Raw genomic sequence first — 24,008 nt, forward strand, 5'->3', positions numbered from 1 at the left:
GCATGAAGAAATATCTTCCTATATTCATCATTATTGCCGGACTCGTTTTTATAGGTTACGGAGTCTGGGAAGTGGTGGACATCAGTCATAAGACAGAACAAACTTTAGATGAGGCTAAACTTGCACTAAAGAGCCCTTCTGGAAATAATGTAGGCTCAGATAAAGAAGAATTTAAGCCTAAGTTTGGAGAGGCAGTTGGCATTTTGGAGATTCCAAAGATCAACGCAGAGCTTCCGATTGTAGAGGGAACCGATGCGGATGATCTGGAAAAAGGAGTCGGCCACTACAAAGGCAGTTATTATCCAGATGAAAACGGACAAATTGTTCTATCAGGGCATCGGGATACCGTCTTCCGCCGAACGGGAGAACTGAAAAAAGGTGATCAATTAAAGGTGAAGCTGCCCTATGGAAGTTTTCAGTATAAGATTGAGAACATGAAAATTGTCGATAAAAATGATACTTCCATTATTACGCTGCAGCATAGTGAAGAGGAGCTCATTCTAACTACGTGTTATCCATTTTCATACATTGGAAATGCTCCAAAGCGATATATCATTTATGGAAAACGTATTTGAGGTAATCTTGAATATCAAAGATTAGGCTGACGAATTTTCGTCAGCCTTTTTCGTCAGGTTCTTTCTGTATTCTGGTTCATGTTAAATCAAAGTAATTTAGGCAAACATAAAGGTATTTTATATTTTTGTATAAGTTTACTTTACTTTTGTATAACGTCAGTTTATAATTTGGCTCAAGAGGTGATGGTCATGAAGAAAGATTTTGGTGATTCGATCTCAAATAAGGTTTATGAATATCGTGTACTTGCCAGATTGTCTCAGCAAGAATTAGCAAAGAAAGTCGGGGTTTCCAAACAAACCATCTTTGTAATGGAAAAGGGAAATTATGTTCCGACTCTTCTGTTAGCTTTTCGAATTGCCGAATTTTTTAATGTGGATGTAAACGAGATTTTTACTTATGAGAAAGGAAATGATCAAAAATGAAAATGAATTCGATCTCAGATACTATTACTAACGCAATTTTTTCCCCTTTAAAGTCCTGGGCTGAACATTCTCAAGGAAATTGGAGTATTCTCATTGGCAGCGGATTTGTATTGCTTGTAGTCGGATTGATTCTGACAATCGTATTTCATAAAAAAATGGGTAAGACTGACGAGAGAACAAACCAAATCGCTTTAAAAGGTTGCCTCTGTATGTTATATGCACTAATTTTGTGCGACTTGATTTTCCCAAAAGAATATATGTGGCAAGTTTTCTTCTTATTTAAGTATTCTATTGCATTCTTCGCTTCAGCAATCTATCTAGCCGTTCGATATAAAAAAGATTTTTTGTAAATTCAATTACCGAGAAAGATAGTGGCTCTGTAGTTTTGATTGTTTTAGGAGAGGGAACGAATATGAAATCAATTTATAATGAGATTTGGAGAAGTGGGGAAGTATAGGGTGTTTTTTTGCTCACCAATTATTAACCATATTTATATAAACTTATAGAAATGATGTAAAGTGGAGTTAGAAAGTGTAATGAAAGCAAGCTTTCATAATCAATGATATGGATTTACTATGTTGAGGGGCTAGTGGGTGAATAACCCGTGGAGGTTCAAGTCCTCTCGGCCGCATCCCAATAATACCAAGGGTTTAATCACCTTTGGTATTATTTTTTTGTTACAAGTGTATCCTGGCATTAAAAAAGTGCTGACCTCTGCACAAAACCTTTGCGCGAGTCTGCACTTTTATTTTGCAAGATACACTGCCCCTTATCTCGATTAAGGGGAGTTTATTTAATCCGTTTTTAGCCGCACTGATACTTGGCTTTTAGGAGCTTTTTTTAAATGGCTAAAACCAACAAATTTTTTGCCTTCTTCATCCCATAGGCGGAACTTTAACGACTTCAGACTTGTTGCCAGTGTAATGGTCGGAACGTTTTGCAATGGTTCAGTGCTGTTATGTACTTCTTCAAGCTTATAGTTTGGGACTCTCGGGCTTAAATGATGAACATGATGGAAACCGATATTGCCTGTTAGCCATTGCATGATTTTTGGCAGCTTATAAAAAGAGCTTCCTTCCACTGCTGCTTTTACATATTCCCAATGCTTATCTTCTTCAAAATAAGAATCCTCAAACGTATGCTGGATATAAAACATCCAAATTCCGAGGGATCCCGATACCATAAAGATTGGTGCTTGAACCAGCAGGAAGTTTTGCCAGCCGATAGCCCAACATAAAAGTGCTGCGAGAACGACGATCCCCAGGTTCGTTACATACGTATTCATCCGTTCTTTGCGTTTTGCCCCTTTACGGTTAAAACGATTGGTCACCCCGAAGACGTAAATCGGCCCAATAATAAACATGACAAACGGATTTCTGTACAAACGGTACATTATTTTTGTCTTGGTTGAGGCTTCCTTATACTCCTCAACGGTCAGTACCCAAATATCGCCTGTACCGCGTTTGTCCAGGTTGCTGCTTGTCGCATGATGGACAGAATGATCGTGTGCCCAATGATCAAAAGGATGCAGAGTCAGAATTCCTGTTATTGTTCCAAGGATTCGATTCGCCCTTCTGTTCTTAAAAAAGGAATAGTGGCAGCAATCATGAAAGATGATGAAGGTTCTCACTAAAAACCCTGCCGCAACGACAGAAATTGCTAATGTAAGAAAATAAGAAATCGACAAGCTCTTATATGCCAAAAACCATAACAGGAAAAATGGTCCCAATGTGTTAATGATTTGCCAAATACTTTTTTGTAAATCGGACTTTTCGTAAGGGGTAACCAGTTTTCTCAAAGTCCTTAGGTTTTCTTTACTCATATATTAAAGTTTCCCCTTCCTAATGTTCTTAAGCTCAGTATAGAAAACGTTTTATTCCCTTTGAAGTCCCAGCTGTCATACTCCATATATGATACGTATCATGGTTTTGTTATAACTCGACAGCCAGCTAAGGATCCTTTTCAAAAGCTGTTAAATGAATCGGTTTTCCAATCCCTCTGTAAAATGATTGGAAATGTGAAACTGATTTCCAGCTTAATTAAATCTTAATTAGCAGAGACAGCCAGGAAACAAAAGTCGTATAAAGATTATACCCATCTCTTTATCGGACCAAACTCTCTCCTGTTCCCCCATGGGAATCGATATATTTAGACCGTGAACCTTGATTGAGGAACAAACTTTACAAGTGTAGAATATGGATTGATTTTTGAGAGTCAAAATAAAGTAAGCTGGAAGACCTTGAATTTTCTAGTTGCTTAATTCAAAAGGCTTTGGAAAGTGGTAATGAAGAAAAGGAAGATGATTTGAGATCAAGTTTTATTTTTTTATGAGCATATTGGCAAATGGGGGGAGACAATGAGTAACGTTTGCAAACATCTGCAGAAATAAAGCTTTACCAGTGAACAGCCCTGTTTGTAGCACTTAAATAAGAATCAGCTGAGCTTTGTAAAGAAATCTTTAACAATCAATAATGAAGTACGATTAAGCAAAGAAAAAGGGCTGAAGGCACTCGTGATTCATTTTCAAGGTGTTTTCAAACCATCGTTAATGAAGGCCTCTTATTCTGCATTTTTAACAAATAATGCCATAAATAAAACAATAATATTAATTTGCATTTATTTCCGTTTCATGTTAAGATAAAGAAGAATTATTTTTGTTCGTGTAAAGGATAGTATGAATATTGACTTTTCGTCTTGATGATACTTTGGGCAGGGATAGTAATTAAAATGTGTGGTAACGCACTAGGAGGCAACAAAAATGGAACAAGGTACAGTTAAATGGTTTAATGCAGAAAAAGGTTTTGGATTTATCGAACGTGAAAATGGAGACGACGTATTCGTACACTTCTCTGCAATCCAAGGTGACGGATTCAAATCGTTAGACGAAGGTCAAAAAGTAACGTTTGACGTTGAGCAAGGTGCTCGTGGAGCTCAAGCTGCTAACGTTCAAAAAGCTGCTTAATCTTAAACGTTTATAGAAAAACAGGCTCTTAATATAGGGCCTGTTTTTTTGCGTTCTCTGTATAATAATCAAACTCAATAAAAAACCCTACTCAACGTTCGAGTAGGGAGATGTTACAAGGTAATAGCAAAAGATTTAACGCTTCAAAGGTTTGTTTATAGTATAACATACTGGATTGACAATATGCGGAATGTATATAAATTATTTATTTTTCTTTTCGAATACAATTACATACTATTCATTCTTTTTTCACTAACCTGTGGGAATCGGTTTATTTCGACCGTGAACCTTGATTGAGGAGCAAAACATTACAAGTAAGGAAATACTACCGTAAATACGGATTGAATGTTGTGTGTCAAAATGATTAAAAGGCTTTGGAAAGTGGTAATGAAGAAAAGGAAGATGATTTGTGGTCCAAGTATTCTTGGCAAACGGGACTAAACAATGAGTGACAGTTTGGAGACGTCTGTAGAAACAAAGCTTTACTAGTGAACAGCCCTGCTTTTAAAAGAATATCTTGCACTTGAACAAGAAACAGCTGAGCTTTTTAAGAAATTTTTTAACAATCAATAATGAAGTACACACTCGTGATTCATTTTCACGGGGGATCAAACCGTAGACCTTTATCAAATATGCCATGATTAAAACGATAATATAATTGCCATTATTTCCGTTTCGTGCTATGATAAAGAAAGATTATTTTTGTTCGTGTAAAGGATAGTATGAATATTGACTTTTCGTCTTGATGATACTTTGGGCAGGGATAGTAATTAAAATGTGTGGTAACACACTAGGAGGCAACAAAAATGGAACAAGGTACAGTTAAATGGTTTAATGCAGAAAAAGGTTTTGGATTTATCGAACGTGAAAATGGAGACGACGTATTCGTACACTTCTCTGCAATCCAAGGTGACGGATTCAAATCGTTAGACGAAGGTCAAAAAGTAACGTTTGACGTTGAGCAAGGTGCTCGTGGAGCTCAAGCTGCTAACGTTCAAAAAGCTTCTTAATCTAAACTCGTTGATAAAAACAGGCTCTTAATATAGGGGCCTGTTTTTTTGCGTTCTCTGTATAAAACTCAATAAAAAACCCTACTCAACGTTCGAGTAGGGAGATGGTACAGGTAATAGAAAAAGATTTAACGCTTCAAAGGTTTCTTTACAAGTATAACATACTGGATTGACAATATGCGGTAATGTATATAAGTTATTTATTTCTTTTCGAACACACCTACATCTTATTAGGAAGCAAACTTTCACGAAATGTTAAAAATAATAGCCAACTCTACATGTGTCGTGTACCAACCGCCAAAAGCGCCACGCTAAACGGGAGTCAACCATGATCATTCCGACACTCTTCTTTTTTTAATTCATGACCAGCAGTAAACAAAAAGGATCATTCCTTTTCGTAAAGAATCATCCTTTTCTTCGTTCATTCAACAATCTTTATGTATTGTTGATTAATTAAAATAACAGCTGGTCCATCTACAAAAATTCCACCAACTTCAATTTTTTCATAAGACGGATCCTTATTAGAAGTAGGTTTCTTTAACTCGTGACTGTCGCAGTGGATATAGAAATTCTTAAAGATAAGAGGGGAGATTGATTGATTTTTTTCTAGAAATAATCAATTAGATATACCTAACACAATGAAAGCCCTACCTCTCTTCCATCCTTACGGCTCCTTGTCCGTGCCAGTGTGAATCAGGTACAAAAATCAAGCGATTATTTTTCGAATTTTTTGATAAAACTTCAAATGTTCGTAGAAGAAATGTAAATCATAAAAATGGATTAGATTGTAGGTATAACAAAAGAGGTTAATGTTCTAAAAGTAAGTTGAACGTCTTTGAAATGATTTACTTTTAATCATGATATTCCTGAAAAATTCAGAATGTTTTTGGAATGTAATATCAACCTTAACAGAAGCTTTTTATTTGATTTTCAGTGATTCCTTTAATTACTTCCAGTTCACTGATCAAAAATTCATATGCATTATCCAACATTTTTTTTTCGCTTGAATTAAGTGTTTTTTCTTTCTTCATACGCATTAAATCACGTACGACTTCAGCACCTTCGAGTATTTCACCCGTTTTTATTTTGTTCGTGTTTACTTGATACCTTTGTTTCCACGGCAGTAACCTATCTGATTCTCCATGCTGAAAAATGTGTATAATGCGTTTTAATGCAAGTATATCAGTAACTGGTCGTATACTTGAACTCAATATTTTACGTGTTGGAATCATAACTGTCATATTACTGATTGACATTTTTATGACATAATACTGTTGTTTTTCATCTAAAAATTCTTTTTCTTCTATGGCTTCAATTATACCTGCTCCGTGCATTGGATAAACAATGTTATCGCCAATTTGAAACATATTATCCACCTCCATGTATGGTAACCTTCTTAAGCTTACCATACATGGAGGTGGATAATCAAAATATTTAATAATAACATGATAATATTTTTGTTGTCAATAACTTTTTTTAATAAATCAGATCAAGCAAAAACAATACGGAACGTGTATTATTTCCAATAAAGGAAAGGTCAATTGGTCCGTGTATATCCTGAAACCTCGACTAATTAACATAGATCAGTTTTTCGTTTTAGCTATGAGACTTCTTCGGCTTTGTCAATTCGAAACTATGTTGTACCATATCACCTAGAGTTTCTTTCGAGAGGGCACCATCTAAAATAATGGTATTCCAGTGGTCTTTATTCATATGATAACCGGGTTTCACTTCCTTATAGATGCTGCGCAGAAAATTGGCGCGCTCAGGTTCGCATTTAAGATTGATGCATAGATGACCATCTAGATTAAAGATAAGCGCAAACAACTTTTTATTACCTTTGTGACGCATCACAGTCCATCCTTCACCAAAAGGATAGTCTTTATAGGTGTCTGGATAAGACAGGCAGTAATCAATTATTTCATTCAGAGTCATAATAAGCCACCGCCATTATAATTTATGAGTATAGATAAATGAGCCAATGATTCCAAGATCATTATATATCAAAGTAAAATCTGTTTTAATCGTTTTGACTATTAGGTGTTAATATAAGAACGTCATGAAGTTACTTCTGTATGATCTGAATAAGGTTGCCGCATGTATCGTCGAAGACAGCTATTGTGACTTCTCCCATTATGGTCGGCTCCATAGTGAACTTCACGCCTTTTTCTATTAATCGTGTGTACTCTTTTCGTATATCTGTAACGCCAAACATTGTTGCTGGGAAGCCCTCGGCGAATATCTTCTTTTGATACTCCTTAGCGGCAGGATGTTCATTTGGTTCGAGTAAAAGTTCGGTTCCATCTTGATCATCTTGAGAAACAAGTGTTATCCACCTGAATTTCCCCATAGGAACGTCTTCCTTTTTTACAAACCCCAGTTTTTCTGTATAAAACTCCAGTGCCTTGTCTTGGTCTTGTACGAATATACTGGTAACAATGATTTTCATACTGTTTTTGCCTCCTTTGATATTTATGACGCATGGTACTGGCTGCAAGAAAAACAATCCACACATTTGTCAAAAGTCCTGTTCCGGCTTTTTTCAAAGTGTCTTATGTATATTATATGAAACAAACGTATTTCTCCATAAATGATGCAAATCGTGCACTCGAAATTTTTAGAGTGTACGAAACTGTTCACGTTGTCAATATATTGTAGCAGGAAACCTGATCGATTCTTTAGAAAATATGAAAGAGCTTAGGAACAATTTTTAAATTCTTTGAAGCTGCAAAGAAAAACGTAAAGCATTGCAATGTCACATATGAATATAATGTGGTTATTTACTATTATGTAAATTTATGTCTAAATAGTGAGTGGTGATAAATATTATTGATAGCTGCGTTTTGACGACTGCATATTTTTTTATTAAATATATAAAATGGTTATGAAAATGAAAAAAGGCAGGATACCCGTTTATAGTCACATTTATAAAAAAAGGAGTCATAACGATGTTAAAAAGATTTTTTCTGGTTTTACTCACACTGATGATATCTATAGTTGTTATACTAGTGGCTGCTAAAGATTCCCCTGGAGATAATGTCATTTCATTTGATGAGCCTATGATCTTAATGATATCCATTGGGATCGTTGTATTTTTATTCATCCCTCCATTAGCCATGTCCTTTTTTGGTAACATGGTTGTAAGAATAATATCTGGAGTATATCAATGTTTTATCGTTTTCACTTTTCTGGGGATGATTCCAATTGGATTTCTTATTCCCAATGGCTTTTCGACCATTCTTGTTTCTGTTTTAGGAACGTTAGTCAGCATAAGTAGTGTTGTAGTAACCTTATTAATTGATAGGAATAAAGAAGTTAAATCTTAATAGAATAGTTGCTTTTATTGAAAAGCTTTATCCCTAATGTCGAGGAAAGAGGCCTTCCGTTGATCACCAACATGATCGTGATAAAATGCTGTTGCTCCTTTGCCAGAGAACTCATTGTCATGCAAATCAGCAACAGTCTCCAATGCTTTTCTTAGCTTTATCATTTGATTTTTCAAATTCTTTATAATCTTTTGCTCGATTTTAAGCTTCAGATAACAAAGAATCTGCTTCAAATCCTTTCATTGGTCCAATCTTTTCTATGAGTTTATATCCTAATGTTACTATTAATTATTCATATTAGAATATAATAAGTTTACATCCTATTTATTACATAGAAAGATTGGAGTTAAAAATGAAAAAAAGTAAGTTTATTTTAACAATTATTTTTTTTGCTGCAATGCTAGTTTTTTTAGCTTGGTTTATTTATGCCGGCATCCACCAACCTCCTATATTGAAGGGTAATTCAAGAGATGGAAAATGGAGTGTTATCTATTCTCCTGAAAAAGACATAGATCTTGCAAGGCAAGGCTTATGGGCGGTTCATATTACATGGAAAAGGGATTCTGAGTTTTCAATAAAAGAGGTTGTGTTTAAAGAAAATGGTGTTGTTGAGGCATCAGGTGACGCAACAGATGAACCTAAGAATGCTAAAGAAGTAGCAGTAGCGATAATGGGAGATCCACCAAATACGAATAATGATTATACAGTAGAAGTTACTTGGAAAGAGAATGGGAAAACACAAAAAGACATTATACAAGTAAATAAAGAAATCAAACGGTCATTTGTTATTCCTAATGTAATAAAAAGAATTTTAAGTTTAGGATAAAGCTAAAATACTCTCATAGGAATAGAAAAATATTATTAAATCAAGTAAAAGCGTTTGCTTTTTTCTTGTTTCATCTTAATTTATCACCTTAACTGATGGTTGTTTCTAAGTTGATACCAAGGGTTTTGACTGCCTTGGTCTTTTTTTGTGCTTGTTTTGCAATTGTCTACTGCCGGACTTACCTAACCTGTAAGTCATTTAAACGGTCAGCAGTTTCTCTTTGTTTGTTGGGGAAACATAAACATCTATTGTCGTTGTTATAATAGCTTGTCCGAGTCTTTTTTTATTGTTGCATAAACTTCGTCTTAAGCTTAATCTATGAATACATATAAAGACGGAACCTATATCATTGCTGATAGGAGAATAAAACAAATACCGTGATGTCAAAAATACCAATTAAGGGGAAGGGGATGAAGAAAAATCAAGAGCGTGATGGGCGAAGAGCCGATTAAACCGGTGAATCTAACGTAATGAAAAAGCAAACTGTTTGGAAAAGAGGGGGTCCTGATGACAAATAGTAGTATGAATCCTAACGTTGATGAATTTGTAAGTAAAGCTGAAAAGTGGAAGGAAGAATATGAGCGGTTGAGAAATATCGTTCTTGACTGTGAGCTGACTGAAGATTTTAAGTGGATGCATCCTTGTTATACGTTTATTAAAAAAAACGTCGTTTTAATACATGGATTTAAAGAATATTGTGCGCTTCTGTTTCACAAAGGCGCCTTGTTACAGGATCCTCATGGGATTCTCATCCAACAAACGGAGAATGTACAGGCGGCGCGCCAAATTCGGTTCACCAATGTTCAGGAAATAGCTGAAATGGAACCCATCTTGAAAGCTTATATTAATGAAGCCATTGAAGTTGAAAAAGCCGGTTTGGAAGTGAATGTTAAAAAGAATACGGAATACATCATTCCAGAAGAACTTCAACATAAATTCGATGAAATCCCTGCCTTGAAAACGGCTTTTGAAGCATTGACCCCGGGACGGCAAAGAGCATACATTCTTTATTTTTCTCAAGCCAAACAATCCAAAACTCGAGAGTCAAGGGTTGAAAAATATATGAAGAAAATTCTCGATGGAAAGGGATTAAAGGATTAGTATATTCGTCAGGAAGGCATTTTGCTAAGTGAATTTCTATGAAACTGTCATGAAAGAAGCATTGAAGGGTGAAGGCAACCGTGATACCAAGAATTATGAGTCCCTTGGTATTTCTTGTGTCAGAAAAAAATACAGAGGGGCGGTTCAATGCATGAAAGAACCGTCCCTTATTTTGTTTGGCATTTTCGTTAGAATAAAACGATTACTGATTAATGAATAGCCATTATGTCAATGAGGCGTTTTATTTTTTCACTGTCTCCTGTATCAACGTGCACTGTTTTTGCATTTTTTATTATATCCTCAGTCACGTCCCGCATTACGCCTTTACTTACATCATCAGAGGAATCCCAGCGTAAAGGAACATTGTATACTTTAATGTTGCCATCGCCATTACCGCTATAAGTTACTGATCCATCCACTAAACGAGAGCCTGCTAACTGGATAACATCTTCCGGATAGCCAGCACTGGTGTCATCATTCGGATTGATTGGTTCGCCAGCCGAAATATGTCGAACATTCAGTTCATCTATCTCTTGATTTGCTCCAAGCTGCAACCAAACTCTGGCATATTCGATTTGCTCAGAAGAATATTCCGCCAATACATTGTCTTTTTCGCTGTTCGCCTCGTTTTTTGCTCCTTCTGAAGAGGTTTCTTTTGATTCATCCGTTGAGGATTCTTTTGAAGTATTTTCATTTGAATTCTTTGTTACGGATTCTTTTGATCCTGTTGTTGCCTCTGATTCATCCTTAGCTATTTGATTGCTATCTTCAGTCTTTTTATTATTTTCTTCAGATTGTATTGCAGAATCATTATTTGATTTTTCTTCCTTACCGCCCGTACATCCAACGAGCAATAAGACGAGCAGCATCAGGACAACATTGCAATAAAAAATATTTCTCAGTTTCTTCATTATTTCATCCCTCACCATTATCAACAGCCTTACATGCTTTTCTTAGCTTAATCAGTTTTTTATAATCTTTTTTTCGGTTTTCAGCTTCAGATAACAAAGACTTAGCTTCAAATCCCATCATTGTCCAATCCTTTCAGTTAGTTATATCTAAATATTACCATGGAATAGATATGAAAGTTCGAAAAAATTGTTTAAGGAGAGGTAACGAATGTTAGCTCAATCGAATAAATCTAGACAGCTTTTTGAAATGATGGCCACACTGTATACGGGTGGATTTCATGAGGAATCACCTATCATATTTGTGTCAACACTGTCCCTTTACATGAAGCAGACTATATTGAATGCTTTTTATTTTTGTCATCATGTGGTGATGTACTAGAGTGTGTGAATATGCGGTCTAATATTTGTTCTGTAAATGGCATAAAGGCATTAAGGATTATTCCTCCTAAACAAACGGTTAACAAAGTCCCGACGCCAATTGGTCCATTTAAAATCATTGCAACTATCAAGAATACGACATAAATGAACGTTCTCGAAAAAAAGATATTTGTTCTAGTTAAGTCTTTAATGATTAATGTTAATCGGTCAACTGGAATTGGTGCAAAATTTGTGTGCAAATAGGTTGCAGTTCCTAATCCTATAACGACTAAGCCGATTCCAAAACAAATCACTTTGCTGAACCATAGGTCAGGTGTTATCAAATTGTGCAATAAAAAAAGCCACATATCAATCCCAATCCCCGTTATAAATGCTGTTAACATCCCCAAAACTTCCGGTCTTTGTCTATTTAAAATTGAATTACAGCATATCAATATGAACGCTATTATGATTTCCCAGCTTCCCACTGTAAGCCCCACATTTTTAGACAGTCCTACCACAACTGCATCAAAGGGTGAAGTTCCAAGGTCTGATTGGATAGTGAAGGAAATACCAAGAGTTAAAATGAAAATTCCTAATACATAAAAAGTATATTTCACTTTACTCGACCTCTTTTTCATTATTTTTATTGCAAATACAACAAAGTTAAGATATATTCAATATAAGTCATTTTTGTTGTATTTGCAACAAAGGTATGCACTAAGGAGGTCATGATGAAGGAAATTCTTCGCGAAATCGGAATGATTGCCAGGGCATTAGATTCGATAAGCAATATAGAATTTAAAGAATATAACCTCACAAAAGGGCAGTATTTGTACCTTGTCCGAATATGTGAAAACCCAGGAATCATTCAAGAAAAGTTAGCTGAAATGATTAAAGTAGACCGAACAACCGCAGCTCGTGCGATAAAAAAACTCGAAATAAACGGTTTTATTGAAAAGATGGATGATGAACGTAACAAAAAGATAAAAAAACTCTTTCCAACAGAAAAAGGGAAAGATGTGTTTCCCGTTATAAAAAGAGAAAATGATCATTCGAATAGTGTTGCATTAGCAGGATTTTCTGAAAAAGAAGCAGAAACCATTTTTCACCTTCTTCAAAGAATGAGAAAAAATGTAGAAGTTGACTGGGAGTATGTAAAAAAAGGGAACAAGAGAGATTATTAATTTTATAAAAGGAGCATATATGAGCAAGAGTGTAAAACTAAAAAAGTGCAGCCATGAAGATTTAAAAATACTCCAAGAAATAAGTATTGAAACATTCAATGATACATTCAAAGACCAGAATTCACCTGAAAATATGAAAGCTTATTTGGAAAGTGCGTTTCATTCTAACCAGTTGGAAAAGGAATTATCTAATATCTCTTCACAATTCTTTTTTGTTTATTTTAATCATGAAGTCGCTGGATATTTAAAGGTCAATACCAATGAGGCTCAGTCTGAAGAAATGGGTGATGAATCACTAGAAATCGAGAGGATTTATATCAAGAACAAATTTCAAAAACATGGCCTTGGTAAATATCTGTTCAATAAAGCTGTGGAAATTGCGCTGGAATCTAATAAAAAGAAAATCTGGCTAGGCGTATGGGAAAAAAATGAAAATGCTATTGCTTTTTATGAGAAAATGGGGTTTGTTCAAACTGGAGCCCACTCTTTTTATATGGGTGATGAAGAACAAATAGACTTTATCATGATCAAAACACTCGTATAACTTTTTATGAAAGGCGGGTTTATATGTATATTCCAAAATACTATAAGGTTACAAATGTAGATGACATTTGGGACTTTGTTCAAAACAACTCATTTGGCACAATTATCACAACAGCACAAGGGAAACCAATTGCAACTCATTTGCCATTGCAGTTAATGAAAGAGGGAGATACTTACTATATAACGGGGCATATTGCTTATGGGAATCCTCAATGGAGAACATTTGAAACCTGTGAAGATGTGCTTGTTATGTTTCAGGGACCGCACGCTTATATCTCTTCCTCTTGGTATGAAAAGGAAAATGTCCCAACGTGGAACTATCAAGCCGTACATGTATACGGTACAGCCAGCATTTTGAACGAAGAAGAGTTAAAACATGACCTGACAATGTTGCTGCAAAAATACGAGAAGAACCGTGAAAGTCCTGTTTTATGGGATAAGCTTTCTCCTCAGCTCTTAGAAAGCCAGCTGAAAGGTATTGTCGGATTTAAGATGAAGGTGGAAGAAATTCATGCTTCATATAAATTAAGTCAGAACCGAAATGAAAAGGATTATATGAATATCATTGATCAATTACGACATGAAGGAAATCCAAATTCGAAACAAATGGCAGAACTGATGGAAAAAAGATTAAAAGATTAAATATCAGTCCACTTTTATTAGCCGAACTTTGGATGAATGCGTGGTACTTCTCAAATTTTTGATTCTGCAGAGCCTTCAACTTGTGTGAAAGTTCAAGGACCACTTGCTGTTTTTATCAGAGGCTTCTGGTGGGCTCTTTCGGTTTTCTAATCACAATTCATAAAAACTTATAGAAATGACGGAAAATGAATATACGGAGTGTAATGAAAATAAGCTTTCAGAATGAGGGCTTGTTAGTGAATAACCCGTGAAGGTTCAAGTCATCTCGGCCGCATCCCAATGATACCAAGGGTTTAACTGCCTTTGGTATTATTTTTTTATGCACTTTACGCATAGCAGCTTCTTTTAATATTTCGAAAGGTTGTACAAGTGACACTAGTAATGGCAGTAATCGTCAGGTTAGTAGGTCAAGTTGCAAACAAAAGAAACAAAACAGTGGGGAACAAATGCTTCCCCCTGTTTTGTACGTTACTTAGCTGATGTTTTCTTTAATCGTTTTGGAAAATGTGATTGATTTATTCTCGTTAACAAATGAAAGATTTTCTAAAGAGCTAACAGATAGAAAGGATGATAATGGATGAAGGAATATTTTACAATTGGAGAAACAGCCCGTCTCAATAACATTTCAATTCAAACATTGCGCTATTATGATAGGATCGGAGTTTTCAAGCCTCATTATACAGATCAGGATAATGGCTATCGATATTACCATGTGAAACAGTTCTTTTATTTAGATATTATCAAGTATCTAAAATATATTAGAACACCTCTGGAAGAAATCAAGCGTTTCAGCTCAAATACTTGTACCCCTGAACATATGCAACACTTTCTTGAGGAGCAAGAAAACATGATTGTGCAAGAAATGGAAAAACTCGAACGTGCCCGGCAATTACTTCATAGAAGAAGGAATCAGCTTAATGAACAAGTAGACATATGCAATAAAAAAGATGAAGGTTTCGTTTATTTTCGTTATATAGATGAACAAACAATAATAAAAGTGGAGACGCCTCAAGTTAATCCTCATCATCAATCAGATTTGTATTACAGAAAGCTGGCTGATGTTGTAGAAAAAATAGGAGATGTAGTAGATAACTATTATGGATTCATTTATGCTTTCAAGCCCTATAAGGATTCTCGTGAAATTTATTGCAACAGTATTTATACGACTGTTCGCAATGGAAAAGAGATAGACATAGGAGAAAAAAACATAACGCTAGACACGATCCCGTCCGGTGAATATGTATGTATCGCATTTGATTGGTCTGCAAAAAATTATGATGAATATTATCGTAAGCTTTATCAATATATTGAATCTCATGGCATCCAAACAGATGGAAAAGTATATCAAGTTTCTCTTCCAATCGACTTTCACTCATTAAGAGAAGAAAACTTCCTTACAGAATTAAGAGTGCTAAAAAAATAACTAATTCTTGACCCTATAGTTGCTATAGGGTTTATGATTTGTGCATCTTCTTATGAATATTTGAAAGGGAGGATGTATAAGATGACAAGATGCTTCGGTTACTCGTGACGCAATGGCAAGGCGGAAACCAACCGTCATGTACTGAGAGCCCATTTATTAACTGGCTTGCACCTTAAAACGAAAGGTCCATTTGAAGAAGTGCCTGTCGATTTTGGTGCGAGCCTTGAAAAAGAGCAGGGGATTGTTGGTAGGAGTGTTTTATTAAAGCGAGCTTGAACTGCCAAAAGCTTAATTCATAAGCACAGGCTTGATCGTATTATCGTTCTTGGCGGCGAGGTGCAGAACTTGCTCCTTTTGCATCCTTAAACGAAACATACGATGGAGATACTGCTTTGTTATGGGTTGATTCATTATTATCGCTACTGGCTGTAGTGAAGGAAGATAAATTTCTCTTAACAATGCAGTGAATCATATTAGAGCTGTACGTGCTGCTTTAGCTTTACGTTGAAACACGTTTTATCGTATCTAAAATCCTAATAAAAAATGAATCTGAAAAAAGGAGCGATGAATATGAGAGCACCGATAGATGAACCAATTTGGTACGCCTACCCTGGAATGGTAGCTGTAGTTACGGCTCAATATGAAGGCGAAAAAAACGCAATGGCTTCCGGGTGGCATACGTATATCGGATCTTCTCCAGGAATGTATGGGATATCAGTAAACAAAGAGACATATACGTACAAAATGATTGAGAAAAGTGGTGTTTTCGGTGTGAATTTTCTTCCAGGGAGATGTTCGGAATTAATTCAAGCTTTAGGCACCCATAGTGGCAGAGATATCAATAAGTTTGAAGAATTTAATATTCAATACGAAGAAGGATTAAAAGCTGAGATACCGATTTTAAATGATGCATATTTTGCTTATGAGTGTAAAGTACACAGTATGTCCACTTTGGGCGATCAAGAGTGGATTGTGGGAGAAGTTTTACAGAGATATCGAGATAAAGAGCTTTTCTTAAGAAATGGAATGCCAAATTTAGAAAAGTTGGATATTCCGCTTCATATTGGAAAGTCCAGCTACCGAATATTAAATAGTAAAGCAGAGGAACGTCAGCACGCATTTGATTCCAAAACTGATTGAAACATTCAGGTTCCCCCACCTTCATTGTTACGTGGCATACATGCTCATAACACCACTATGTGCGGTTTGCGATAGAAATTGACCCTCAATATATGCTTTTAGATGAGGTGATGAAGCAATAAATGACGTAACAGTAAACGTATTTTACTGATTAAATACCCGTTACCGACTCCATTTTTTAAATCGCATTTCATATAAACATATAGAAATGATGGGAAAGTGAATATACGGAGTGTAAAGAAAATCAGCTTTGATTTAGGGGTCTAGTAGGTGAATAATCCATGAAGGTTCAAGTCTCTCGGCCGCATCAAAGATACCAAGGGTTGTAGACCCCTGGTATTTTTTAATGTTCTCTTTAGTTTTGCAGTTTTTTTCTTTTTGTTTCACTCGTTAAAGTGAAATGGAATAAACAAAGGTTTTCCCCGTTTTTGAAGAGTCTATCTTACTTTGCGAATCGCCGAGCAGCTGCCACGCACAATATAACGGCGATATTCACTGCTACGAGTGCCCAGCCCACTTTCTCGTGCAGAATCACTGAGGCAAGCAGCAGTCCAAAGAAGGGCTGGAGAAGCTGCAGCTGTCCAACCGCCGCAATACCGCCTTGTGCGAGACCACGATACCAGAACACGAAGCCAATCAGCATGCTGAATAAGGATACATACGCAAGACTGAGCAGTGCAGGAACGCCGACGCCCGACCATGAGTCTGGCGTAAAATAGAATGACAATGGCAGCATAAGAGGAAGCGACAGAACGAGAGCCCAAGAGATCACCTGCCAGTTTCCCAGGCGCCGTGAGTGCCGGGCCCCTTCTGCATAACCGAGCCCGCATACGACGATAGAAGCCAGCATGTACGCGTCGCCGACCGAGGAAGATTCTCCGCCTTGGATGAGGGCGAATCCTGCTACTAGTAAGCTGCCTGCAGCGGAGAAAATCCAGAAAGCTGGCCGGGGGCGTTCCCCTCCGCGCAGTACGCCGAAGATCGCTGTCGCGAGCGGAAGAAGCCCAATGAAAACAATGGCATGGGCGGATGTGACATACTGAAGCGCCAAGGCTGTCAGCAATGGGAAACCGACCACCACGCCGAACGCTACCACCAATAGCGCAGTTATGTCACCTTTGGCAGGTCGCTGCTGCCGGAAGATGAGAAGGAGCGCTCCGGCCAATACACCAGCTATCGCTGCGCGGCATACGGTGAGGAACAACGGATCGAAGTCCGCCACAGCCAAGCGGGTCGCAGGCAGCGATCCGCTGAAAATGAGTACACCTATAAAACCATTTATCCAGCCATTTGTTGTTTTGTTCATTGCAATCACTCCAAATATATTTCTTTTTCATGATCTGGATGTTCTTAACAAAACCAGTATCTAAGGATTACAATGACTATAAACTGTAATTGACCTTTTAAAAACAGCCAGTTTTCTTAAAAAATTGCATACCAGTTAGGGGAAACGCGCAAATGGATATCACACCTTTTTTAAATAGAAATCTGGATATTCCGCTTTATCAGCAGCTTTATCAGTATTTCAAAGAAAACATGCATCAGGGGCGTATTCGAAAAGGAATGAAACTGCCATCAAAGAGGCTCCTGGCGAGTCAGCTTTCCATCAGTCACACGACTGTAGAACGTGCCTATGAACAGCTTGCTGCTGAAGGCTATATTGTGAGCAAGCCAAGAAGCGGATGGTTTGCTGATTATAATGATGCTGATTTTGTCCATAGTAAAATGCTTAGCACATCACCAGCGAGAAAAAAAGCGCAAGAAAATGAACAATGGATTGATTTTCACTATGGAAATGTAGATTCTTCTCACTTCCCTTTTTCCGCTTGGCGAAAAAGTATGGTCAATAGTTTAGACCAATATGGCCACGAGCTTTATCGGCCAGGAAATGCTTTAGGGGAGCTTGAGCTGAGAACACTTATTGCAGAGTATCTGTATCAATCACGTGGAGTTCATTGTGTCCCTGAACAAGTGATCATAGGTGCCGGAAACCCTTTTCTTCTGCAAATCTTGTGCCAGGTTTTTGAACCGGATATTTTCATAGGATATGAGGATCCGGGTTATCCAAGAGCTCGGAAGATTTTTGAAGCCAATCGTATGAAGATCGTTCCTATACCGGTCGACGATGAAGGGATTTGTATACAAAAGATCAAAGAACAGCAGCCACACCTTGTATATGTCACACCTTCTCATCAATTTACGCTGGGAACAATCATGACGATTAACAGAAGAATGCAGCTTCTCAAATGGGCGGCAGAAAATCAATCATTCATCATAGAGGACGATTATGACGGGGAATTCAGATACACAGGACAGCCGGTCCCATCCTTGCAAGGGCTTGACCAGCATAACCGTGTCATTTATATGGGCACCTTTTCGAAATCTCTTCTTCCTTCGCTGCGTATCAGCTATATGATTCTCCCTTCGCCTCTTTTAAAAAAAGGCCATGACATCACTTCTTTATATAAGCAAACAGTGTCCTGCCACAGTCAGCTGACGCTGGCTCAATTTATAAAAAATGGAGAGTGGCAAAAACACATCAACAGAATGAGAAAGCTATATCGAAAAAAAAGGGCCATTTTATTAGAGACTGTGCAAAAGGAATTAGGAAAACACGTCAGGATTCGCGGGGAAAATTCTGGACTTCGTATCTTACTAGACGTTTTCTTGCCATTCAGTGAAAAAGAGTTAATTGAGAAGGCAAAGGAATATGGAGTGAAAATTTATCCGGTTTCTCTTTCTTATAAAAAACATCCTCCTGCAAAAACGGTCTCACTGGGATTTGCAGGGGTTTCTGAAGTTGACATACGAGAAGGCATAAAAAAGCTGAAAGCTGCTTGGAGGATATGAGAGGTCAGGAGTCATTAGGAGATGATGGCTTTTAAAATATCCCCAGCTATGAATGAAAATACTGAAGATATAAGTGGCCCTCAGTCTCCCGCTCCTGATAAGTTTTGAATGCTTTTTGACTGGATACTCCTATATGAACCTTCTTCAGCATCAAATACTTCAGATGATAGGCAATTGATGAAGCTTTAAGTGAGATTTTTTTATTTGCTCATGTCAGTGCTACAATAAACAAGTACACAAATGACAAAATAGAGGTGTAAGAATGAAGTTAGATGAGTTTACAATCGGTCAGGTATTCAAAACGAAATCTTTAACATTAACAAAAGATGATATTATGCGGTTTGCAAGTGGACCCTCAATATATGCATGTAGATGAAGAAAAAGCGAATAAGGGCAGATTTAATGGAATTATCGCTCCTGGCACACAAACACTGGCCATTTCTTTTAAACTTTGGATTGAAGAAGGTTTGTATGGAGACGATGTGATAGCTGGAACAGAAATGAATCATATTACATTCATAAAACCCGTTTTTCCAGATGATGAACTGCATACAATCGTTGAGGTGCTTGATAAGCAGCCAAAGAGAAATGAATTGGGAATCCTCACTGTATTGTTATCTGCTTATAATCAAAAAGAAGAAAAAGTATTTGAAGGTGAGTTATCGGTATTGATGAAGCAATAACTCAGAAAGCCCGCTTTCCTAAAGCGGGCTCGATTGAATAAGCTGATGTGTGAAAGACTTTAGCGAGTTTCTTTTGAAAAATAAGAGGTTAACACATCATAAACAATAGGCAAAGAAGTAAAACCCTCATTTTCTAAAAAATGACCCCCGTGCTGGACTTCGTATAACGCAGCGTCAATTTGTTGTGCCAGCTCCTTGCTCCATGAAAATGGAACAATTTGGTCGTTCTTAGAAGCAATGACAGCGCGGTGCTTCGCGGTCTCGATGATTTTTTGATGATCAAACGATCCCTGTGTAAATTCATCTAACATCTTTAAAGTGGGCAATGATTTGGAAAAGCCGGAAACCAGTATGATTCCGCCAAGCTGTTTTCGTAATTGAATATGTTCCAAAAATCTTAAAATGGCGGGGCACCCTAGGCTGTGCGCAACCAAATACGTATTTTCATCTAAAGTGTGTTGATAAAAAGAGAGTGTATCCAGCCAATCCTCAAGTCTTGGCTCGAGCGGATGAGGCATGTTTAAAATGTCTGCTTGGACCCCATCTGCGAGCAGACGTTTTTTCAGCCAAGGGAACCAATGATTTGTTGAGGAGGCTCTGTAGCCATGAATGATATAGACTTGTTTTGTCATTTTTTCCTCCAAACGAAGTATTTTCATTCAGTATAAAATTCCTCTCATTGGGAAACAAGTACGCACTTTTTTGTAAGTAGCTTTTACATATGAGGCATTCCTTGTGCCCTTCCCCACTTACACATTTCATCTATGAGGGGATACAAAGATCGCCCTCTGTCAGATAACGAATACTCTACTTTCAGTGGGACTTGAGAGACCTCAGACCGATGAATAAGGCCGTCAGTTTGTAATTCCTTAAGCTGTGCGCTTAACATTTTATGGGTGATGAAGGGCATAGCCCTTTTCAGCTCGCCGTATCTCATCGTTTTTTCACACCCTAACTCATAGAGAATTCTCATTTTCCATTTGCCCCCTATAAGAGATAAGGTGTATTCAAATGGGGCTTGTTTACTGCGGCACAGGCTATTCATTGTAATCAAACCTCCTTTTTAAAGTATAATAACAGAATAAATCAGGAATTTCGGTGTTGAAGTTTGAGGGGCCTGGCGGGTAAATCTGAGGCGGCTCACGTTCTCTCGGCTGCGAACATGAAACCAAGGATCTTGCTAGTTATTGGCCAGGGTTGAAGCATAATCTGTCAGAGCTTGCATCAAATGATATTTGTGACCTGATTCACGATCTGAACTGAAAGGGCGATTTGTTCGACAGACGGCACGGCAAATTGAATGTTCCAAGTCAAAGAGGGTTATCTTACTGTTAATTACTTTATTTGAAAAAAACGATGTTTTTAGCTGAAAATATCTATTATGGTATAGTTAAATATAACGAAATATTTGAGAAATGAGGAATGGTATGTATACAGTCAAAAAACATAAAAAATTTAAAGCGAAAATGATTCTGCAAGTCATAATGGTTATTATTGGAGGAATTATAGCGGCATATGGACTGGAAACCGTATTGATTCCAAACAGTGTGTCTGATGGAGGGGTGACAGGCCTTAGTATCGTTGGTTCACAGCTATTTGATTTGCCATTAGGGGTCCTTATCGCAGCTTTAAATATCCCATTTGTCTGGTTAGGATATAAACAAATCGGGAAAGACTTTGCATTATTATCCATTATCGGAATCGTATCACTTGCCGCTGGTACAATGTTTTTCCACCACACGCCAGCCATCATAGAGGGGGATACCCTGTTAATAACCGTTGTTGGCGGGATTATCCTTGGATTGGGAATGGGGTTAGCGTTACGTAACGGCGGCGCATTGGATGGAATTGATATGCTCGCTGTGCTGCTATCTCGAAAATTGCCATTTGGAACGAGCGATCTCATTTTATTCTTAAACCTTTTTGTGTTTATTTTTGTATCCATTGTATTTGGCTTACAAGGGGCATTACTGTCAGTCATTGCTTACTACATTGCGTCTAAAGTTATACATATCGTTGAGGAAGGCTTAAGTGGTTCTAAAACCTTTCAAATTATTTCAACCCAGCCTGAATTAATGGTAGAGACAATACGTGATCAGTTAGGTCGAAGTGCTACCTATAAAGAAGCTTATGGCGGTTTTTCCCACGAGAAATTTAAAGAAATCACATGTGTCATCAACCGCCTGGAAGAAACAAAACTAAAGGAAATTATTAATGAAATTGATAAAAATGCCTTTGTTACCGTATATGACGTAGCTGAAGTGAAGGGCAGTAATTTTAGAAGACATACGAGTCATTAGAGAAAAACACAACTTCTAACCCAAAAGCGAGATACCGCTTTTAAAATGATAAGTCTCAGAAATTTTATATTAAATTGTTTTTGTCTTCACGCTCAGAAAATAAGGTAACCAGCAAGTCAGTATGTTAAAGTCTGTACTGGAATTCCATTGCCTCCTGTCTCGTATAATGAGAATAGGAGGCTTTTTTGTATCAGGTTATGCTTAAATGGAGGGATTTATTTGAATATTGAGCTGCAAGAAATAGATATATTGCAAGCGGATTCTGGTCCTTATGGGATAGCGGTCTCTCGTGAAGGAAATGTATGGTTTACTCAACATAAAGCAAATAAAATCAGTTGTCTTCATCAAGATGGAACAATCAAAGAATGTATTGTTCCAACTCCTGATGCACGAGTGCTGTGTTTGACCATATCTTCAATAGGTGATATTTGGTTTACTGAAAATGGGACTGATAAAATTGGAAGGCTTTCAGAAAAGGGCATATTTACAGAGTACCCATTACCCCATCCAAATTCAGCGCCATATGGAATTACTGAAGGTCTTCACGGTGATATTTGGTTTACTGAAATGAATGGAAATCGCATAGGGAGATTGACAGCAGAAGGGGTGATTCATGAATACGAACTGCCGAATGAAGAATCATATCCTTCTTTTATTACGTTGGGGCCCGATGACTCACTTTGGTTCACTGAAAACCAAAACAATGCGATCGGCAAGATAACCCGGTCAGGAGAAATAACGGAATACCCAATCCCAACACCGGGAGCAGCACCAGTCGGTCTTGCAAACGGAAATGATGGTGCCCTTTGGTTTACAGAAATAATGGGAAATAAAATAGGAAGGATCACGATGTCCGGCAAAATAACGGAATATGATATTCCTACACCAAATGCCCGGCCTCATGCTATTGCTGCGGGAGTCGAATCGGATTTATGGTTCACTGAATGGGGAGCAAATAAAATAGGAAGGTTAACGAAAGAGAGAACCTTTGAAGAATATACAATCCAAACCCCTAATGGCGAACCTCACGGAATTGGCTGTGACAAAGAAGGCTGCGTATGGTTCGCATTAGAGTGTAATAAAATCGGAAAGCTGCGTTTACTGAAATAAAGAGAAAGTGCTGAAAGAATAACATAGAGGATTTAAAAAGCATACCAAGAACATCGTATGCTTTTTCATTTGCATAAAACGCCATAATGTTACATGAACCGAAGTCTCGTCAATATAGTTTTTCAACAGCTTAAGTACTTATAGCTCTTTTACCATGACCTTCTCGCCGTTAAAATCGAGCTCACCATTAAATGTAAAACCGAATTTTTGATACAGGCGCAAAGCATGAATGTTGTTCTCAAAAATGCTTAAATAAATTCTGTTACATGTATATTGCTCAGCAAGGTGATGAATAAGAGCTTCAAGCATCATGCTCCCTAATCCTTGACCTTGAAAACGCTCGTCAATGAAAAATCGGTCAAGCCACACTCTGCCGTTTTTATTTTCTTCATCAAACTCAGGAAACCATCCATACATAGCAAAACCGACTAACTCTCCTTCGTAATAAAGTCCAGCAGGTTTATAATACTGACATTCTGATGCATCCTCTAGACATTGCTTGGTTGATTCTATATATGATATTTGGCTTTTGTGAACATGAAGAGACAGAATAGATTCACGATTCTCTTCAGTTACCGCCTTTATCTCAATATTCATAGTCATTCCCCTTTTTTCTCTTTTTCTGGTAAGGATATAAGA

At 37.2% G+C, this 24,008-nt stretch carries 27 protein-coding genes and 3 pseudogenes; 18 read left to right on the forward strand and 12 right to left on the reverse strand.

Annotated elements, in window-relative coordinates; translation table 11 throughout:
* The first annotated feature begins 2 nt into the window (after positions 1-2).
* From NSS75_RS03120 to NSS75_RS03130, 3 genes are all read left to right on the forward strand, one after another.
* Positions 3-575 (forward strand): class D sortase, encoded by a 573-nt coding sequence (locus NSS75_RS03120; RefSeq protein ID WP_339235864.1) that lies wholly within the window; start codon positions 3-5, stop codon positions 573-575.
* 189 nt (positions 576-764) lie between these two features.
* Positions 765-998, forward strand: a complete 234-nt coding sequence (locus NSS75_RS03125) for a helix-turn-helix transcriptional regulator (RefSeq protein ID WP_003240464.1) — start codon at positions 765-767, stop codon at positions 996-998.
* Entirely contained in the window at positions 995-1,348 is a 354-nt protein-coding gene (locus NSS75_RS03130) for a hypothetical protein (RefSeq protein ID WP_024120326.1), read from the forward strand. Before NSS75_RS03125 ends, NSS75_RS03130 begins: the two co-directional genes overlap by 4 nt.
* A 443-nt stretch (positions 1,349-1,791) precedes the next feature.
* On the opposite strand, the gene NSS75_RS03135 is transcribed toward NSS75_RS03130, so the two are convergent.
* A complete protein-coding gene (locus NSS75_RS03135; protein WP_339235867.1) occupies positions 1,792-2,820 on the reverse strand; it encodes a fatty acid desaturase in 1,029 nt (342 codons plus the stop codon).
* Positions 2,821-3,756: 936 nt separating this feature from the next.
* Between NSS75_RS03135 and cspC (NSS75_RS03140) the strand changes: the two genes are divergently transcribed.
* Together cspC (NSS75_RS03140) and cspC (NSS75_RS03145) are read left to right on the forward strand one after the other, a co-directional pair.
* Positions 3,757-3,960, forward strand: coding sequence for a cold shock protein CspC (gene cspC / locus NSS75_RS03140; protein WP_010333136.1), 204 nt, complete (start codon positions 3,757-3,759; stop codon positions 3,958-3,960).
* Between the two features lie 806 nt (positions 3,961-4,766).
* Positions 4,767-4,970: a cold shock protein CspC gene (gene cspC / locus NSS75_RS03145; protein WP_010333137.1), complete on the forward strand. Its 204-nt coding sequence runs from the start codon at positions 4,767-4,769 to the stop codon at positions 4,968-4,970.
* Positions 4,971-5,391: 421 nt separating this feature from the next.
* Here cspC (NSS75_RS03145) and NSS75_RS03150 read toward each other — a convergent pair whose 3' ends face one another.
* From NSS75_RS03150 to NSS75_RS03165, 4 genes are all read right to left on the reverse strand, one after another.
* On the reverse strand, positions 5,392-5,532 hold the full coding sequence (locus NSS75_RS03150; RefSeq protein ID WP_103672005.1) for a BC1881 family protein: 141 nt from the start codon (positions 5,530-5,532) through the stop codon (positions 5,392-5,394).
* Positions 5,533-5,875: 343 nt separating this feature from the next.
* Complete coding sequence (locus tag NSS75_RS03155) at positions 5,876-6,337, reverse strand: CarD family transcriptional regulator (protein WP_024120328.1); 462 nt, start codon at positions 6,335-6,337, stop codon at positions 5,876-5,878.
* A gap of 229 nt (positions 6,338-6,566) precedes the next feature.
* Positions 6,567-6,905 carry an MmcQ/YjbR family DNA-binding protein gene (locus tag NSS75_RS03160; RefSeq protein WP_024120329.1) on the reverse strand — a complete coding sequence of 113 codons (339 nt, stop codon included), beginning with the start codon at positions 6,903-6,905 and terminating at the stop codon, positions 6,567-6,569.
* Positions 6,906-7,035: 130 nt separating this feature from the next.
* Positions 7,036-7,419: a VOC family protein gene (locus NSS75_RS03165; protein WP_339235872.1), complete on the reverse strand. Its 384-nt coding sequence runs from the start codon at positions 7,417-7,419 to the stop codon at positions 7,036-7,038.
* A gap of 89 nt (positions 7,420-7,508) precedes the next feature.
* Here NSS75_RS03165 and NSS75_RS03170 point away from each other — a divergent pair.
* A pseudogene (locus tag NSS75_RS03170) lies at positions 7,509-7,710 on the forward strand (tetratricopeptide repeat protein); the annotation flags it as partial.
* 208 nt (positions 7,711-7,918) lie between these two features.
* Positions 7,919-8,296: a hypothetical protein gene (locus NSS75_RS03175; protein ID WP_339235875.1), complete on the forward strand. Its 378-nt coding sequence runs from the start codon at positions 7,919-7,921 to the stop codon at positions 8,294-8,296.
* Positions 8,297-8,361: 65 nt separating this feature from the next.
* Here the strand turns inward: NSS75_RS03175 and NSS75_RS03180 are convergent.
* Positions 8,362-8,539 (reverse strand): annotated as a pseudogene (locus NSS75_RS03180) (T7SS effector LXG polymorphic toxin); the annotation flags it as partial.
* A gap of 109 nt (positions 8,540-8,648) precedes the next feature.
* Between NSS75_RS03180 and NSS75_RS03185 the strand changes: the two are divergent.
* Together NSS75_RS03185 and NSS75_RS03190 are read left to right on the forward strand one after the other, a co-directional pair.
* Positions 8,649-9,122 carry a hypothetical protein gene (locus NSS75_RS03185; protein ID WP_339235878.1) on the forward strand — a complete coding sequence of 158 codons (474 nt, stop codon included), beginning with the start codon at positions 8,649-8,651 and terminating at the stop codon, positions 9,120-9,122.
* A gap of 507 nt (positions 9,123-9,629) precedes the next feature.
* Positions 9,630-10,223, forward strand: a complete 594-nt coding sequence (locus NSS75_RS03190; RefSeq protein WP_339235881.1) for a YdeI family protein — start codon at positions 9,630-9,632, stop codon at positions 10,221-10,223.
* Between the two features lie 209 nt (positions 10,224-10,432).
* Here the strand turns inward: NSS75_RS03190 and NSS75_RS03195 are convergent, their stop codons facing one another.
* Both NSS75_RS03195 and NSS75_RS03200 read right to left on the reverse strand, forming a co-directional pair.
* Positions 10,433-11,134, reverse strand: coding sequence for a hypothetical protein (locus NSS75_RS03195; protein WP_339235884.1), 702 nt, complete (start codon positions 11,132-11,134; stop codon positions 10,433-10,435).
* A gap of 332 nt (positions 11,135-11,466) precedes the next feature.
* Positions 11,467-12,111 carry a YitT family protein gene (locus NSS75_RS03200; protein WP_339235887.1) on the reverse strand — a complete coding sequence of 215 codons (645 nt, stop codon included), beginning with the start codon at positions 12,109-12,111 and terminating at the stop codon, positions 11,467-11,469.
* Positions 12,112-12,225: 114 nt separating this feature from the next.
* Here NSS75_RS03200 and NSS75_RS03205 point away from each other — a divergent pair, with 114 nt between their 5' ends.
* The 5 genes from NSS75_RS03205 to NSS75_RS03225 all read left to right on the forward strand — a co-directional run bounded on the left by NSS75_RS03205 (position 12,226) and on the right by NSS75_RS03225 (position 16,426).
* Complete coding sequence (locus NSS75_RS03205) at positions 12,226-12,678, forward strand: MarR family transcriptional regulator (RefSeq protein ID WP_103671974.1); 453 nt, start codon at positions 12,226-12,228, stop codon at positions 12,676-12,678.
* A 19-nt stretch (positions 12,679-12,697) separates the two neighbouring features.
* A complete protein-coding gene (locus NSS75_RS03210) occupies positions 12,698-13,222 on the forward strand; it encodes a GNAT family N-acetyltransferase (RefSeq protein ID WP_268498528.1) in 525 nt (174 codons plus the stop codon).
* A gap of 23 nt (positions 13,223-13,245) precedes the next feature.
* Positions 13,246-13,863, forward strand: a complete 618-nt coding sequence (locus NSS75_RS03215; RefSeq protein ID WP_268498529.1) for an FMN-binding negative transcriptional regulator — start codon at positions 13,246-13,248, stop codon at positions 13,861-13,863.
* A gap of 577 nt (positions 13,864-14,440) precedes the next feature.
* A complete protein-coding gene (locus NSS75_RS03220; protein ID WP_095714165.1) occupies positions 14,441-15,286 on the forward strand; it encodes a MerR family DNA-binding transcriptional regulator in 846 nt (281 codons plus the stop codon).
* A 570-nt stretch (positions 15,287-15,856) separates the two neighbouring features.
* Complete coding sequence (locus tag NSS75_RS03225) at positions 15,857-16,426, forward strand: flavin reductase family protein (protein ID WP_339235893.1); 570 nt, start codon at positions 15,857-15,859, stop codon at positions 16,424-16,426.
* Positions 16,427-16,868: 442 nt separating this feature from the next.
* On the opposite strand, the gene NSS75_RS03230 is transcribed toward NSS75_RS03225, so the two are convergent.
* Positions 16,869-17,732 (reverse strand): DMT family transporter, encoded by an 864-nt coding sequence (locus NSS75_RS03230; protein ID WP_268545317.1) that lies wholly within the window; start codon positions 17,730-17,732, stop codon positions 16,869-16,871.
* Between the two features lie 152 nt (positions 17,733-17,884).
* Between NSS75_RS03230 and NSS75_RS03235 the strand changes: the two genes are divergently transcribed.
* Together NSS75_RS03235 and NSS75_RS03240 are read left to right on the forward strand one after the other, a co-directional pair.
* Positions 17,885-19,276 carry a PLP-dependent aminotransferase family protein gene (locus NSS75_RS03235; RefSeq protein WP_268498531.1) on the forward strand — a complete coding sequence of 464 codons (1,392 nt, stop codon included), beginning with the start codon at positions 17,885-17,887 and terminating at the stop codon, positions 19,274-19,276.
* 262 nt (positions 19,277-19,538) lie between these two features.
* Positions 19,539-19,959 (forward strand): annotated as a pseudogene (locus NSS75_RS03240) (MaoC family dehydratase).
* Between the two features lie 59 nt (positions 19,960-20,018).
* Here the strand turns inward: NSS75_RS03240 and NSS75_RS03245 are convergent.
* A complete protein-coding gene (locus NSS75_RS03245; RefSeq protein ID WP_339235900.1) occupies positions 20,019-20,591 on the reverse strand; it encodes an alpha/beta hydrolase in 573 nt (190 codons plus the stop codon).
* A gap of 83 nt (positions 20,592-20,674) precedes the next feature.
* The gene (locus NSS75_RS03250) at positions 20,675-21,004 is read right to left on the reverse strand and encodes a winged helix-turn-helix transcriptional regulator (protein ID WP_024120346.1); all 330 of its coding nucleotides are present in this window, start codon (positions 21,002-21,004) and stop codon (positions 20,675-20,677) included.
* A 382-nt stretch (positions 21,005-21,386) separates the two neighbouring features.
* Here NSS75_RS03250 and NSS75_RS03255 point away from each other — a divergent pair, with 382 nt between their 5' ends.
* Together NSS75_RS03255 and NSS75_RS03260 are read left to right on the forward strand one after the other, a co-directional pair.
* Entirely contained in the window at positions 21,387-22,259 is an 873-nt protein-coding gene (locus NSS75_RS03255) for a YitT family protein (protein ID WP_024120347.1), read from the forward strand.
* A 219-nt stretch (positions 22,260-22,478) separates the two neighbouring features.
* Positions 22,479-23,369 (forward strand): Virginiamycin B lyase, encoded by an 891-nt coding sequence (locus tag NSS75_RS03260; RefSeq protein ID WP_198097674.1) that lies wholly within the window; start codon positions 22,479-22,481, stop codon positions 23,367-23,369.
* A 138-nt stretch (positions 23,370-23,507) separates the two neighbouring features.
* On the opposite strand, the gene NSS75_RS03265 is transcribed toward NSS75_RS03260, so the two are convergent.
* The gene (locus NSS75_RS03265; RefSeq protein ID WP_024120349.1) at positions 23,508-23,966 is read right to left on the reverse strand and encodes a GNAT family N-acetyltransferase; all 459 of its coding nucleotides are present in this window, start codon (positions 23,964-23,966) and stop codon (positions 23,508-23,510) included.
* Positions 23,967-24,008: the final 42 nt, after the last annotated feature.

This window comes from Bacillus sp. FSL K6-1012 (assembly GCF_037964915.1).
Classification (GTDB): domain Bacteria; phylum Bacillota; class Bacilli; order Bacillales; family Bacillaceae; genus Bacillus; species Bacillus halotolerans.